Annotated in this window: 11 protein-coding genes; 5 read left to right on the forward strand and 6 right to left on the reverse strand. The window is 37.6% G+C overall.

Going from position 1 to position 14,584, the window contains the following annotated elements:
• Positions 1 to 12 precede the first annotated feature (12 nt).
• The 5 genes from mreC to ACL9RH_RS15795 all read left to right on the forward strand — a co-directional run bounded on the left by mreC (position 13) and on the right by ACL9RH_RS15795 (position 5,312).
• Entirely contained in the window at positions 13 to 867 is an 855-nt protein-coding gene (gene mreC, locus ACL9RH_RS15775) for a rod shape-determining protein MreC (RefSeq protein ID WP_422694320.1), read from the forward strand.
• Positions 860 to 1,366: a rod shape-determining protein MreD gene (locus tag ACL9RH_RS15780; RefSeq protein ID WP_422694321.1), complete on the forward strand. Its 507-nt coding sequence runs from the start codon at positions 860 to 862 to the stop codon at positions 1,364 to 1,366. Before mreC ends, ACL9RH_RS15780 begins: the two co-directional genes overlap by 8 nt.
• On the forward strand, positions 1,363 to 3,408 hold the full coding sequence (locus ACL9RH_RS15785; protein WP_422694322.1) for a penicillin-binding transpeptidase domain-containing protein: 2,046 nt from the start codon (positions 1,363 to 1,365) through the stop codon (positions 3,406 to 3,408). The genes ACL9RH_RS15780 and ACL9RH_RS15785 overlap by 4 nt, the downstream gene beginning before the upstream one ends.
• On the forward strand, positions 3,405 to 4,634 hold the full coding sequence (gene rodA / locus ACL9RH_RS15790) for a rod shape-determining protein RodA (RefSeq protein ID WP_422694323.1): 1,230 nt from the start codon (positions 3,405 to 3,407) through the stop codon (positions 4,632 to 4,634). The genes ACL9RH_RS15785 and rodA overlap by 4 nt, the downstream gene beginning before the upstream one ends.
• Before the next feature lie 102 nt (positions 4,635 to 4,736).
• Positions 4,737 to 5,312 (forward strand): pentapeptide repeat-containing protein, encoded by a 576-nt coding sequence (locus ACL9RH_RS15795; protein WP_422694324.1) that lies wholly within the window; start codon positions 4,737 to 4,739, stop codon positions 5,310 to 5,312.
• Between the two features lie 188 nt (positions 5,313 to 5,500).
• Here ACL9RH_RS15795 and ACL9RH_RS15800 read toward each other — a convergent pair whose 3' ends face one another.
• The 6 genes from ACL9RH_RS15800 to ACL9RH_RS15825 all read right to left on the reverse strand — a co-directional run bounded on the left by ACL9RH_RS15800 (position 5,501) and on the right by ACL9RH_RS15825 (position 14,466).
• Positions 5,501 to 6,211 (reverse strand): C40 family peptidase, encoded by a 711-nt coding sequence (locus ACL9RH_RS15800; RefSeq protein ID WP_422694325.1) that lies wholly within the window; start codon positions 6,209 to 6,211, stop codon positions 5,501 to 5,503.
• Between the two features lie 306 nt (positions 6,212 to 6,517).
• On the reverse strand, positions 6,518 to 7,624 hold the full coding sequence (locus tag ACL9RH_RS15805; protein ID WP_422694326.1) for an efflux RND transporter periplasmic adaptor subunit: 1,107 nt from the start codon (positions 7,622 to 7,624) through the stop codon (positions 6,518 to 6,520).
• Positions 7,625 to 7,651: 27 nt separating this feature from the next.
• Positions 7,652 to 10,921, reverse strand: a complete 3,270-nt coding sequence (locus ACL9RH_RS15810; protein WP_422694327.1) for an efflux RND transporter permease subunit — start codon at positions 10,919 to 10,921, stop codon at positions 7,652 to 7,654.
• 32 nt (positions 10,922 to 10,953) lie between these two features.
• A complete protein-coding gene (locus ACL9RH_RS15815; RefSeq protein WP_422694328.1) occupies positions 10,954 to 12,345 on the reverse strand; it encodes a TolC family protein in 1,392 nt (463 codons plus the stop codon).
• A 79-nt stretch (positions 12,346 to 12,424) separates the two neighbouring features.
• Positions 12,425 to 13,777, reverse strand: a complete 1,353-nt coding sequence (locus ACL9RH_RS15820; RefSeq protein WP_422694329.1) for a sensor histidine kinase — start codon at positions 13,775 to 13,777, stop codon at positions 12,425 to 12,427.
• Positions 13,774 to 14,466, reverse strand: coding sequence for a response regulator transcription factor (locus ACL9RH_RS15825; protein ID WP_422694330.1), 693 nt, complete (start codon positions 14,464 to 14,466; stop codon positions 13,774 to 13,776). Before ACL9RH_RS15825 ends, ACL9RH_RS15820 begins: the two co-directional genes overlap by 4 nt.
• Between the last annotated feature and the right edge of the window lie 118 nt (positions 14,467 to 14,584).

A 14,584-nucleotide genomic window follows, 5' to 3' on the forward strand; every position in this document is an offset into this window, starting at 1 on the left:
CTATATATCTGAATGGGATTTTTGCTGAGATTATTTTCGAAGAACACTCTTTTCGTCTTCTTTATATTCCTGCAAATTATTGCTCTGGTTTTGATATTCTCCAGAAATGCCATGCAACAATCCTGGATTGCGGGTCAAACGGCTGCGTTTAATTCCTGGGTTTCCGGATATATAGATGAAGGAGTTTCTTATCTGAAGCTAAAACAGATCAACGAAGATCTTGTTGTTCAGAATAAAGCCCTAATGACTGAACTTTATGGAAAAGACGGAGCCAAAAATCCTGTTTTCAGAAAAGTTCATGATACCATTGGTGGTGGGCAAATCTATACTTTTGTTGACGGAGAAATTGTTTTCAACAGTATCAACAGAAGAAATAACTATTTTACAATCAACCGTGGCCGAAGAGACGGTGTCTTTCCTCAAATGGGAGTAATGGCGCCAAGAGGTATTGCGGGGATTGTTATCAATTCTACAGACGGTTACGCATTAGTTCAGTCGGTCTTAAGTGTAAACAAGATCAGAATTAATGCAGCCCTTAAAAATTCAGGATACTTTGGTACTTTAACATGGAACGGCGATAACTCTAGGGTGATGCACCTTGCCGATATTCCTAAGTATGTTGCGTTAAAAGTAGGAGATACAGTTGTTACAGACGGTAAATCTGCTATTTTTCCAAAAGGGCTGACTATTGGTACTATCGCCGGATATTCTGTAGATAATAAAACCGGCTTCTGGGATATCTCCGTGGAGCTGAGTGAAAAAATGGGAGCGTTGAATAAAGTGTATGTAGTGAAGAATCTGAAGAAAGCAGAAGTGCAGAAGATTCAGGATACTATGCAGGCTGTAATAAAAAAAGAAAATGATTAGCAGAACTTTATTTACCGACATATTGATCATGATTTTTCTTGTGGCATTACAGATATTTGTATTGAACAGGATTATGCTTTTTGGGAAATATACTCCGGTATTATATCCCGTGTTTGTCATGTTCTACCCATTCTTCAGAAATAAATTTCAGTTCCTGGCATTAAGCTTTCTGATAGGATTGTCTATTGACGGTTTTCTTTATTCATGGGGGATTAATGCATTTGCAACAACGTTGATTGCTTATTTCAGAACGTTGATTTTCAGGACTTCTACTGATACGTCTACAGACTTTTTCTCTTTTCAGTCCCTTCAATGGGCGCAGTTTTTGCTGTTTTTATTTTCAAGTATTTTTCTGCATCAGCTTTTAGTACAGTATATTGAGTTCTTTAAGTTCAGCAGATTTTTTGAAATATTATTTAATGTGTTGGTAACAAGTGTAATTTCCTTTATATTTATAGTCATCTACGCATTAATATTTAAAATCAAACAAAAAGTTTGAACACACGTTATTTAAAAATCTTTTCCATACTTGTCACTATCGCCCTTATTTTTGTGGTGAGGCTTGCTTATTTACAATTATTTACAGACCGTTACGCTTTAAATGCGGCCAATACTTCCATTAAAACGGAGTATGTCATTCCGCAGCGTGGAGTTATTTTTGACAGGAACGGAAAGATCATGGTAGGAAACCAGCCTGCTTATGAAGTGTCTTTTACTCAGGCTTTAATGAAGCCGGATTTCGATACTCTTGGATTTTGTAGCTTGATGAAGATCAGTAAAAACGACTTTATCAACCGAATCAACTTTATTAAAAAAGAAAAATATTATTCCAAACTGACTCCGATGACTTTTTTAAAGGATCTGAGCAGGGAAGATATTGCAAGAGTTCAGGAAATTATCTTTAAATATCCTGCCTTTAATATTGTACAGCGTCCTCAACGTCAGTACGAAGTTTCCACCTCCGGAAATCTTTTAGGATATACAAGTGAGGTAAACGAAAGAGATATTAAAAAAGATTCTGTGTATTACTTACCGGGAGACTTTATCGGGAAGACAGGAGTTGAAAAATCTTACGAGAAGGAACTTCGTGGAATAAAAGGAATAAAATACATCCAAAAAGATATCAGACTCCGAAATATTGGTTCTTATAAAAATGGAGCCTTAGATAGAGATGTTGTTACAGGGAAAGATATTACATTAACGATCGATTATGACCTTCAGAGAACAGCCGAAGAAATGTTGGTCAACAAGCACGGTGCAATTGTAGCTTTAGATCCTAATAATGGTGAAGTTTTAGTGGCAGCAACCGGACCGGATATTGATCCGAATCTTTTCACCGGAGCGAATAAATCAAGAAACTTATATGCGTTGTCAAAAGATACGCTTTACGAAAATAAACCTACTTTTGACCGTTCTTTACAGGCAGGTTATCCTCCAGGATCTACTTTCAAACTGTTAACGGCTCTAGCTGCTATGCAGATGGGCGTTATGGATGAAAAAACAATTTTCCCTTGTGGTGGTGGATTCTTCTATAAAGGTAAAAGAATAAAAGGGCACGGTGGAGCAGATCCGTTGATTCCTTCTATTCAGGTTTCCAGTAACTGTTTCTTTACTTACGCATTTATTGCCATCATCAAAAAATACCCAGGAAATCCTTCGAAAGGTGTTGATGAATGGAAAAAAATCATGAGTAGCTTTGGAGTAGGAGAATTCTTGAATAATGACTTTGCCGTAGGAGCAAGAGGAAGAATCCCTTCCGGAGATTTTTATGAAAAAAGGTTTAAAGCCATCATGAAAGCCAGTGGTTCCCAAAGAACTGATTTTAAGAACTGGGATGAAATGTCAACCGGAGCCATTTATAACGGAATGGGGCAGGGAGATGTTTTGGTAACCCCTATTCAATTGGCCAATTATGTAGGAGCCATTGCCAACAGAGGATGGTACTATACTCCTCATATCGTAAAAGCGATTGATGGAAAGCCAAACCCAGATCCAAGATTTAAAGTGAAACACCAGACTTTGGTAGATCCTAAACATTTTGAACCTGTTTTAAAAGGAATGGAAGCTGTGGTTCTTAGAGGAACTGCAAGAGGATTGAAATCCAATGATTTTACGCAATTAGCTAAAACGGGTACCGCACAGGTTCCGCAAGGAAAAGATAACTCCATCTTTGTACTCATTGCTCCGGCAGATAAACCAAAGATTGTTGTCGTTGCAGTAATGGAGCATGCAGGATTTGGAGCAACGTGGGCAGGTCCGGCTTGTACGGTGATTGCTGAAAAATATATTACAGGTGATTTAAAAAGAGAAAATCTCTATAAAAAAATGATTGGCGCAAGCTTTATGCCTGAATATAAAAGACAGTGGATTGCAGATCTTAAACGTAAAGGTTTGTATAAAGATCCTAAGCCTGATTCCATCAAACAGAAAAGAATAAAAGACAGTCTGGAGGAGGTAAAGCAACAAAAAGCCAAGCTGCAAAAGAAAATAGAAGAAGAAACCAAAAATAATAACACTGCTAAAAAACCTGTGAAGCAATGAAATGGACGGAAGGAATAGATAAACTGGGCCTTGGGCTGTACTTCCTGCTTTGCATTTTTGCGATTGCAAATATTTACAGTGTAGACCAGAAACTGGGAGAAAAGCAATTAATGTTTTTCGGAATCTCTCTATTCGTAGGATTGATTATCTTCTTTAGCCGAAGTAAGTTCTTTGAAAACATGGCCGGTATCATTTACATTGGAGGTGTTCTACTATTGATAGGACTTTTCCCGTTCGGGAAAGAAATCCTCGGACAGAAGAACTGGTACAAGTTTGGAAGTTTCACCATGCAGCCGGTAGAGTTTGCGAAAATAGGAACTGCTCTTATGCTCTCCAATTATGTTTCCGGACCGGATTTTAATCTGAAAAATAAGAAGTCTCTGTGGACGACCTTAGCCATCGTAGGAATTCCTGCAGCAGTAGTTTTGGCCATTCCGGATGTAGGATCAATGCTTGTATTTATTGCGTTTTTCATTGCATTATATAGAGAAGGGTTGAGTGGTCTTTTATTTGGGATAGGATTTATTTTTGCCGGAGTATTCCTAATTGCATTAGCCATTCCTCCAGTGTATGTTGCGGTTGCGGTTTTACTGATTGCCGGAGTACTTATTGCTATGAACTATCATAGAATGTCCTGGGATGTTATTTCCATTTCAGGAATTGCTGGATCTATACTTTTGCTTTGTGGATTGGCTTTCGGTTCTCCTTATATTTTAGAAAAGTTACCAAAGCACCAGAGAGAAAGAATTGAGGTTCTTTATAAAGGAGAAAAAGCATTTAGAGATACATCAGGATACAACCTATTATATTCTAAAACTGCGATTGGTTCCGGAGGACTTTTCGGGAAAGGATACCGTGAAGGATCTGTTACCCAGGGGAAATTTGTTCCAGAGCAGGAAACCGATTATATTTTCTGTACAGTAGGTGAAGAATGGGGATTCTTAGGAAGTGCTATTCTGATTTTATGCTACATGATATACATCGGCAGAATTTACTATCTGGCAGAAAAGCAGAAATCTACTTTTAACCGCGTATTCGGGTATTGCTTTGCATCTATTCTATTAATGCACTTTTCCATCAATTTAGGGATGGTTATGGGGCTTTTCCCTACGGTAGGTATTCCGTTGCCATATTTCAGTTATGGTGGAAGTTCGCTGCTTGCGTTCTCTATGATGACTTTTATATTCTTTAAGCTCAATTATTCCGATAAGAACAGTTTGGTATAATTATATTGAAGGAAGAATACTATTACAAAAATCTTAATTTTATAGTTGTTAAAAAATCTGTCAAACGGCAGACTGTATTGCTATTGATAAACCATAACCATTATGAAAGAAGCTTATATCCTGGATCAGAATTTTGAAAGCACAGACTTATCTCAATTGGAAAAAGGAGAGTATGAAAACTGCACCTTCAGAAACTGCAATTTTGAATATGGTGACGTATCAGGATTCAGTTTTTCAGATTGTGAATTTATCGGATGTAACCTCAGCATGGCAAAACTGGTTAAAACAGCTTTTCATGATGTGATTTTTAAAGAATGTAAACTTTTGGGCCTCCAGTTTAATGATTGTAATGCATTTGGTCTTTCCTTCAGATTTGAAGAGAGTGTTCTGAATAATTCCGTATTCTATCAGACCTCTGCTAAGAAAACTGTTTTCAAAAATTCTAAATTGATTGAAGTAGATTTTACCGAATGTGACCTATCCAATACACTCTTTAACAATTGTGATCTGTCAGGAGCTGTTTTCGATAATACAAACCTTGAAAAGGCTGATTTTAGAACATCTTACCACTATTCAATAGATCCGGCCGTAAACAGGCTAAAAAAGGCCAAATTTTCCTTATCAGAAATATATGGTCTCTTGTATAAGCTCGATATAGAGATTGATAAAAACAGCTAGCCTTTGAGCTGGAAAATAAAAGAAGAATATACCATAGCCGAAACAATCAATTGTAAAGTGGAAAAGAGTTCGTTTTAACCTTACTTTTCATTCAATGTATATTCTTTTTCAAACGAATAATAATAACTCATATAAAAAAGCCATCAGATATCTGATGGCTTCATTATTTAAATCAATTATTTATAAAATTAAAAATTTGCTGGTGTAGCTGGAGTGATTGCTGCTAAGTTATTATAAGCTGCTCCTTCTGCGTTAATCATTCTTTTTGCAAATCTGAACTTAGGTCCCCAATAAGAATCATTCAGCGAAGAAATCATTACTCCTTTTGATGTTGCTGCATGGATAAACCTAATCTCACCCTCTTCACTAACGCTTTCTACAATACCTACGTGAGAAATTCTTCTTCCATGTGAAAAGAAAATTAAATCTCCTTTCTGTAAATCTCCTCTTTCAACACTTTCTCCTTCCTGAGCCTGAGAAGCTGCTACTCTTGGTAAGCTAAGACCTGCTGCTGCTCCAAATACAGAAAGAACGAAAGCTGAACAATCTATACCGTTTCTTGTAGTTCCTCCATATCTGTAAGGAGTTCCAAGGTATGTTTCAGCTTCTGTAAGGATACCGTCGATGGTTTTATTATGTTTGATTGCTTTGGCAATCTCAGAATTTTTAATAGCTTTTTTAGCATTGGCTATAGACGCCGCTTTTTCAGCTAGGAAAGAGTCAATAAGCTTCTGCTTATCCTGCTCCATTTTTTTGTTATCTATAGAAGCTAGTTTGGCATCTGTTTTGTATTCTTTTGTGTAAGTTGCTGGTTTTGAAACTACATAATTTGTAGCACACGATTGCATTGACACTGTAGTAACTATAGCAACTAAATAAAACAAAACTCTTTTCTTCATATATATTTGATTAACCGTGTTAAAAAGGGATATTTATTTTCAAAAGCATTACAAAAGTAGAGATTCCCATTAAAAGACCCTTGTTATGATAATTATCAGGATCTTATTTTAACACATTTTAACATATTATTTACATATGTTAAAGAAAAATAAACCGCAACAGCCTGTTTTTGGCATGTGTGCGGTTTTTTTTATTAAGAGTCTTTAACAAAATTATTTCCATTTATCCTGATTCTGGATGTTTTTCAAATTTCCGCATCAGGAAATGGAATTATAATTTTTGTTAATAATTGTTTGATTGTGAGCTTATTTAGAGGTCTTTACAGCGATATTTTGTCCGTCGCGAATTTCCTCAGTTGCATTCTTAACAATTACATCTTTTGGAGATACAGGTCCAATGATTGTTGTCGTTTCTCCATTAGCAATTCCTGCAGTTACAGGAACCCAATGCGCTTTATTTTTTTCCACTTTAATGACAAAGATTCCTAAAGTAGAATTCAGTACAGCGGTACTTGGAACAGACAATGATTTGTTGTTTTCGCTTAAAGGAAGAATCACATTCGCCACCATACCCGGGAGAAGTCTTTTGTCTTTATTGTAAACATCCATTTCTACCCACTGAGAGCGAAGCTTATTGTCTAAAGCTCCGGCAAATCTTGCTATTTTAGCATTAAAAGTCTCTCCAGGAATAGATTGAATGGAAAACTTAATGTCTCCGTTTTTATTGAGTAATCCGGTGTAGGATTCAGGTACATTCACTACCAAACGCAATCTGTCCTGCTGTACAAGACTGAACATTGGGAGATCAGACCCTTTACCAGAAGGTCCCACATAAGCTCCAGCGCTTACATTTCTGGTCGCAATATTACCACTGAACGGGGCTCTGATCTGCAGATAATTTTTAACATCCGCCACTTCATGAAAAGATGCTTTTGCAGCCTCCAATTGTGCCAAATCCGATTTTTGTGCTGCTAAAGCCTGTTCCAGATCAAGAGCGGAAATGGTTCCCGGGGTTTTGCTGGTTTCTTTTAAACGGTCGTATTTTGCCTTACTGGCAATGTATAATGCTTCTTTTGATTTTAAGGCTGATGAAGCCGCACTTTGCTGAGAATTGATCTCAGGAGCTTCCAGAGTAGCCAATAATTGGCCCGCTTTTACCTCATTTCCAACATCTACATACAACTTTTTAACAAAGCTGCTGACTTTAGCATATACATCCACTTTCTGATAAGGTTGCAATTCCCCTGGAATAGTTGTTGATGAAGAAAAATCTTCCTGTTTTGGATTTACCGTTTCAATTTCCGGAGATGAAGGCTCGGAAGACTTTTTTGCTTCCTTTTTCTCCTCGTGTCCACAGCTCTGTAAACTGAAAATCAGGACCGCCGGAATTAGATATTTATATAATCGATTCATATTTTATTATTAATAGCTTAAGGTTATTTATTTAACAATTTCAGGCATGAAATGAATGCTTTCTTCATCTTCAGGATCAAGAGATACACTTTGAGTAGTTGCTTTTCCTTGTCCCCATGCAAAGGCTAACGGAAGAATGAATAGAGCGGCAAATGTAGAGGCTACAAGACCACCGATAACGGCTCTTCCTAAAGGTGAAACCTGATCTCCAGCTTCTCCCAGTCCCAATGCCATTGGAACCATTCCCACAACCATGGCCAGTGCGGTCATTACAATAGGTCTTAACCTCAGCGCTGCGGCTTCTCTTGCGGATAAAAGAGCATTACCATTATGTTTTCTTAACTGTTCTGCATTGGTAATCAATAATACGGCATTGGAAATTGAAACCCCTACAGACATGATGATTCCCATATAGGATTGAAGGTTAAGCGTAGATCCGCTGATGATCAGTAATGCTAAAGATCCTACTAAAACAGCTGGTGCAGTCACCAATACAACACCAGAAACGGTGAAAGACTGGAAGTTAGCTGCGAGCATCAGGAAGATAACAACAATAGCAATAATTAAGCTGCTCTGCAAACTGCTTAGAGTTTCATTTAAAGTCTGGCTTAAACCAATCAATTGAATATTAAGACCTCTTGGAAGTTCTCCAATATTATCAATGACTTTTTGAACGTCTCTTGATGCGGTTCCTAAATCGGTATGATTAAGATTAGCTGTAACAGTAAGTGTAGGCATGGCTCCAAGGTTGTCTGTTTCCCCGTAGGTAAAGCTATTTTTAATAGTAGCTACATCACCAAGATTCGGTCTGTTAGAGTTTTTTTGTAACGGAATTCCGGCAATCTCTTCTTTGCTGTTCATTTTATTTTCAGGAATCTGAACCTGTACATTGTAGCTATATCCTGCTTTCTCATCGGTCCAGATATTCTTTTCTGTGAATCGGGAAGATGATGTGGAAGCCACTAACGAACGGGAAACATCAGACATATCAATACCCAACTGAGCAGCGCGAACACGATCAACATTGATATCCAGAGCAGGATATTTTATAGATTGCCCAATCTGAACATCTCTCAGATATGGAATTTTCTTAAGCTGCTCTTCAATTTTTTTAGCATATGCCTCATTAAGGCTTTTATCTCTTCCTGATAATCTTACTTCGATGGGTGTCGGAGAGCCCTGGCTAAGAATTTTTTCTGTCAGTTCAATAGGTTCGAAGGATAATTTCATATCAGGATTAATGCTTTTTGCCTTTTCTCTGATTTTATCCTTCAGATCATCCATATTGGTGTGATATTCTTCATTTAAGCCCACCTGTAAAACCGTTTCATGAGATCCTGCCATCCAAAGATAGATAGGGCTTACGGAGAAAAGAGTAGGGTGGGTTCCAACATAGGCGGACGTAATTGAAACATTATCTTTTCCGACAATTTCTTTAATTCCATCTAATAATTTCAGAGTCTGAAGTTCTGTTTTTTCAATTCTGGTACCATCCGGAATACGCATTCTTACCTGGAACTGACTTCCGTTTACCTGTGGTAAAACATCTCTTCCGATACTGTTTAAGAACAACGCCACCATTCCCATCATCAGTAATATATAACCAGTCACTAATATTTTTCGATATGGCATAATTCTATCCAAAAATTTAAGGTATCGGAATCTTATCTTTTCAAACAGGCTTACTTTCCCGTCACGGTTACTGTCTTCATTTTGAAGAAGGATCTCTTTTTGGCTCCAGGTGTCATTTTCGTCACTTAATCCCGCGGCTTGCAATTCTTCAGAGTCTGTAAGGGTATGACCGTCTTTTGCTTTATGATGCTTTACTTTCATGATCCAGTTGGCCATTACCGGAACGAAGGTTTGTGCAAGGAAATAAGAAACAATCATACTGAATCCAATAGCCAAAGCAAGAGGAAGGAACAGTGATCCCGGAATTCCTCCCATTGTAAATGCGGGAGCAAAAACGGCTAGAATACAGAATAAAATTAAGAGTTTTGGAAACGCAATTTCCTTACAGGCATCCCAGACGGCAAGAGATTTTGGTTTCCCCATGTCCAGATGCTGGTGTATATTTTCTATAGTAACGGTACTTTCGTCCACCAGAATTCCGATGGCGAGAGCAAGTCCGCTTAAGGTCATAATATTGATCGTCTGCCCAAAAAGATTTAAAAAGAGAACGGCAGAAATAATAGAGGTCGGAATGGTGAGAATAACAATTAAGGCTCCCCTGATATCTCCGAGGAATAAAATTACCATCAGCCCGGTGAGGATGGCTCCAATAGTTCCCTCACTTAATAAGCTTTTAACGGAATTTATTACATAGGTCGATTGGTCAAACTCAAAACTGACTTTTACATCATCCGGAAGGTTAGACTGAATCTGTGGCAATTGTTTTTTCAAATTCTGAACAACGTCCCAAGTAGAAGCATCGGCACTTTTGGCAATACTCAGGTAAACGGAGCGACGGCCATTAACCAATGCGTATCCAGAAGTCATATCTGCTCCGTCTGTAACCGTGGCGACATCTCTCAGATAAAGATTCTGAACACTGCCTTTATACAGCGGGATATTCCCAAAATCTTTTACGTTTTTAATCATCGTATTAGTTGGAGTGATATAGTATTTATCTCCGATTCTTACGTTTCCGGAAGGAGCTGTCTGATTGTTCAGACGTAATGCTTCAACAAGTTGATCCGGGGTCATATTGTGCTGTCGCAGAAGATCTGGATTAGCATTAATAACCACGGTACGGATATTTCCTCCAAAAGGCGGAGAAGAAACAATCCCTGGAATAGAGGTGAAGGTTGAACGTACATATACATTGGCAAGATCCAGCAACTCGTTGTTTGACCTTTTATCACTGCTTAAAACAAGCTGTCCGACCGGAAGGGTAGATGCGTCGAAACGTATAATGAATGGTGGATTGGAACCGGGCGGGAAGGCGGCCTGAATCCTTGTGGAAAAGGAATTTAATTCTGCCGCAGCCTGGGCCATGTCAGTTCCGGGATAGAAATTAATTTTCATTAAAGTCAGTCCCTGAATGTTTTTGGTTTCAATACTTTTAATCCCGTTCACAAAGAGGAAAATATTGATGTATTGTTTGGCGAAAAATGCTTCCATCTGTTGCGGGGTATATCCGCTGAAAGGGTGAGAAACATAGATCACGGGTAAATCCAGTTTAGGGAAAATATCGACTTTGATGGAGTTTACAGATCGTATTCCAAAGAAGAACAGACCGGCAACGATCACTAAAATCGTAATGGGTTTTCTTAATGCAAATCTTATTAGGTTCATTGAGATAATGTTGATAATAATTGATACTAATCTTAGAGTTCGTTTTCAAATACAGAAAAATCACCCAATGCAGCTGCTTTTAATAGTAAAGCATTCCAAACATTGCTTACAGCGATATCTCTGTCGGTTTCTGCTCTTACTAATGCATAAATGGCCTGAGATAAATCAACGAGATCGGTTAAGCCGTTTTTATAAAGAACAGACCTTTGAATGTAAGCATCAGTAGCAGATTTCAGCTGAATAGGAACCTGATCATAAACAGTAATGGCATTTTTCCATTTATTATCAGATAGATTCAATTGAGCCTTTAGCTGTTGTTCTGCCAGATCATATTCATGTTGTAAACCCTGGCTTACATAATCCTGAGCGCTTATTTCCTTTGATAATCTGTAGGTTTGAGTGAAATTCCATGAAACACCAAGCCCTACCAGGTAATTACTTCTTGTAGGATGAATTCCATCCCAATAAGAGGTAGAGTAATCATTTTGATTCTGTGCATAGCTGTTCCCGAATCCTGAACCTCTCGTCTGGAAGATTCCTACCATTGAAAATGAAGGATAATATTGGGTTTTCAGAAACTGTTTTTCCTGTTCACTTACATTTATCCTGCTTTTATATAAAGCTAATAAAGGGTGACTGTCTAAAGAAGAACTTTTTTCGGAAGGAAATTCATCTGGAATTCTTTTTAATAAAGTACTGTCCAGTACAAACTCCTGAGCGGGAATTCCCAATAATTGGGCAAGTTTGTTTTCCTGCTCCTGCTCATTGTCTTTTGCTTTGGTGTAAGTAATCATGGCATTGGCGTAATCTGCTTTTGCCAGTGATAAATCAACACCAGGAACAATTCCGTTTCGTTCTTTCACCTCAACAATTCGTCTGATGGTGTCGGTTCTTCCCAGATTTCGGGCGTAGGAAAGTTTTAATTTGTTGGCTGCTAAAACATTCAGATAGGCAGCCGCAACTTTCACTTTGTGCTGGAAAATTTCATCAGATAAATCTTTGGTGTCTCTCTGATTTTTAGATTCAGCCACTTTTACTCTTTGTTTGGCTTTTCCAAAAGAGAAAAATTCCCAGTTGACATTGGCCAGATACAGGGCTCCGAAAGAAGCATTCCAGTTCTGGTCAGGAAGGGGAAGCCCGGATGAAGCGACACCATATCCTCCGAAACCATACAGAGGACCATTTTGTCCGTTGACGGTTCCGTAATCCTGTTGGAGGCTGATGTTAAGATTAGGCAGGTATTGCCGTTTTGCCAGTTCTATGGATTCTTTCGATGATAAACGATAAGACTCCTTGGCTTTGATAGATCCGTAGTTTTGAACGGCTGTTTCCAGCGCAGACTGAAGTGTGAGAACTTGCTGTGCTTTCGTAGTGTTGACAAAAAAAACGGATAATAATGCGAGGATAAAAACTCTTGAAAGCATCTAACGTATTTTTCTTTTTTCAAAGTAAAAAATACATTTTGAAGCAAATTTGAAGTTATAAAAATAATTTAGAAATCAATTATTTAGCAAAATTAATCACCTGCTCTACAGGTTCAAATAGAACTGCGTTTTCCGAGCATATCTTTTCGCTGATTGACGACTCGTGCATTTCGGTATTGTCGAAATAGATGGTGATGCTGTGCCATCCATCGTTAAAATCATAATGTACAGCGAAATCATTGACTTCGCAGATCTGTTTTACAATAGAAAGGCCCAGCCCGATACTTTCCTGCGACTGATTGTTTTTCTTAAATCTTTTGAAAAGTTCCTGCGTCGGAACATGAGGTGGTAATCCCGTATTGTTGATCTGAAAATAATTGTGTGTTAAATTGATTTCAATTTTCCCGCCTTCCAAATTGTGCCGAATCGCGTTAGACAGAAGATTGCTCAAAAGAATCTCCGCCAATGTTGGGTGTATTTTTACATAAACGCTCTTCTCACAGGTTCTGTTTAAAGTGATGTTCTTCAGTGCAAGATGATCGGCATACATACATAACGCTTCTCTTTCTACACGGCAGAATTTTAGTTCATCTTTGGTTGGAAATTCATTATTATTCAGTTTGGTAAGAAGAATTAATGAACGGTTGATTCTGCTTAACTTATCAATGGAATTTTGAATGTCAGTTAACAGAATCGCTTGACGTTCATTGATTTCTGTTTCTGCCAACAATTCTATTTTACTTTGGATAATGGCCAAAGGAGTCTGAACTTCATGGGAGGCATTTTCGGAAAACTCTTTAACGGAGGCATAATCTTCCAATGCTTTATCTGTCATTGTTTTCAGAAATTCATTTAATTTTTTGAACTCTTTTGTACTTGTTGGTAAAAGCTGTAGGCGTTCTTTTTTCTGAATACTGAATTGCTGAAGTTCATTAATGGCGTGATGAAAAGGTTTTAAGATAAATTTTGACAAAACTCTTGCTGTAATTAAAACAATCGTTGTGATTAGAAGAACTTTCCACACAAAAGCGACAAGCATTCCGTCAATAATCTGATGGCTGGCTGTAATATAGCCGTATGATGATATCTTATAGGTTTTATCATTAACCTTTGCGTAAGAATTAACCAGAATTTTACACTCATTCTTAGAAACTCCTTTGTCTTGTAGGCAAGTATGGAAAATCTCCGGTTGGGAAGGAAGCTTTTTCCCATTAAATAAGCCGATAGAAATGGGTAGGCCCTGAGTCGTTTTTGCAGGTGCTTCTCCTTTTTCTATTTGATTGATAACGTAATTATTGACGTTTTTCAGTCTTTCGGTCTCAAAAGTATCAATACGCTTTTTTATACTGCTGTACGAGATGTACATGCTGACAGGCGTTACAAGCAATACAATGGCAATAAACCAGACTGATATTTTATTCAATAAATTCATGAACCATTATATTTTAAAGCATTAAACTTGTAGCCTAAACCGTAGATCGTTTCGATATAATCGTTTCCCTGCGCAACCCCGATTTTTTTTCTTAGATTTTTAACGTGCTGATAAACGAAATCAAAATTAGCTAAATTGTCCGTATAATCACCCCAAAGATGATTGGCAATGGATTGCTTCGATAATACGCGGTTTTTATTCACAAGAAAATAAAGCAGTAGTTCAAACTCTTTTTGAGTAACTTCTAATCTCGTGTTACCGATGATAGCCTCATAGGTATCTGTATTTAAGGCTATTTCGTTGAATTTAACCTCGTTGTAACCATCCATTTTTTTTCTACGGTAAACCGCTCTTAGTCTGGCGTGCAGTTCCGGAAGGTGAAAGGGTTTGGTGATGTAATCATCAGCTCCTTTTTCCAATCCGTTGATTTTATCGTCCAATGCATTTTTAGCGGAAATAATGAGAATTCCGCTGCTGATTTTTTCGGTTTTGATGTAATTCAGAATATTTAATCCGTTTCCGTCGGGCAACATAATATCCAGCAATATGCAGTCATAAGAATTGAAAGTAAGTCGCTCCAGAGCTTCATTATAATTGTAAGCACATTCGCAGATATAGTTCTCGCCTTCAAGGTAAAATTCCATACTTTGAGCAAGTTCTCTGTTGTCTTCTATGATCAGGATTTTCATAATTGATGCAAAATTATAATTAAATTCTGTACCAATTTTGAAGTTGTTGAAGTCTTTGTCTATTAATATTTTAAGTTAAAATCTTTTAAATGATTTAAAAACCATTTGAATCAAAAAA

The organism is Chryseobacterium sp. Mn2064, from assembly GCF_049319685.1.
In the GTDB taxonomy this organism is placed as follows: domain Bacteria; phylum Bacteroidota; class Bacteroidia; order Flavobacteriales; family Weeksellaceae; genus Chryseobacterium.

Excerpts from the sequence above, each read along its gene's own strand:
- ACL9RH_RS15780 (WP_422694321.1), top strand. The coding sequence starts at position 860 with ATGATTAGCAGAACTTTATTTACCGACATATTGATCATGATTTTTCTT.
- ACL9RH_RS15820 (WP_422694329.1), bottom strand. The coding sequence starts at position 13,777 with ATGAATTTATTGAATAAAATATCAGTCTGGTTTATTGCCATTGTATTG.
- ACL9RH_RS15810 (WP_422694327.1), bottom strand. The coding sequence starts at position 10,921 with ATGAACCTAATAAGATTTGCATTAAGAAAACCCATTACGATTTTAGTG.
- ACL9RH_RS15815 (WP_422694328.1), bottom strand. The coding sequence starts at position 12,345 with ATGCTTTCAAGAGTTTTTATCCTCGCATTATTATCCGTTTTTTTTGTC.
- mreC (WP_422694320.1), top strand. The coding sequence starts at position 13 with ATGGGATTTTTGCTGAGATTATTTTCGAAGAACACTCTTTTCGTCTTC.
- ACL9RH_RS15800 (WP_422694325.1), bottom strand. The coding sequence starts at position 6,211 with ATGAAGAAAAGAGTTTTGTTTTATTTAGTTGCTATAGTTACTACAGTG.
- ACL9RH_RS15795 (WP_422694324.1), top strand. The coding sequence starts at position 4,737 with ATGAAAGAAGCTTATATCCTGGATCAGAATTTTGAAAGCACAGACTTA.
- ACL9RH_RS15805 (WP_422694326.1), bottom strand. The coding sequence starts at position 7,624 with ATGAATCGATTATATAAATATCTAATTCCGGCGGTCCTGATTTTCAGT.
- ACL9RH_RS15825 (WP_422694330.1), bottom strand. The coding sequence starts at position 14,466 with ATGAAAATCCTGATCATAGAAGACAACAGAGAACTTGCTCAAAGTATG.
- rodA (WP_422694323.1), top strand. The coding sequence starts at position 3,405 with ATGAAATGGACGGAAGGAATAGATAAACTGGGCCTTGGGCTGTACTTC.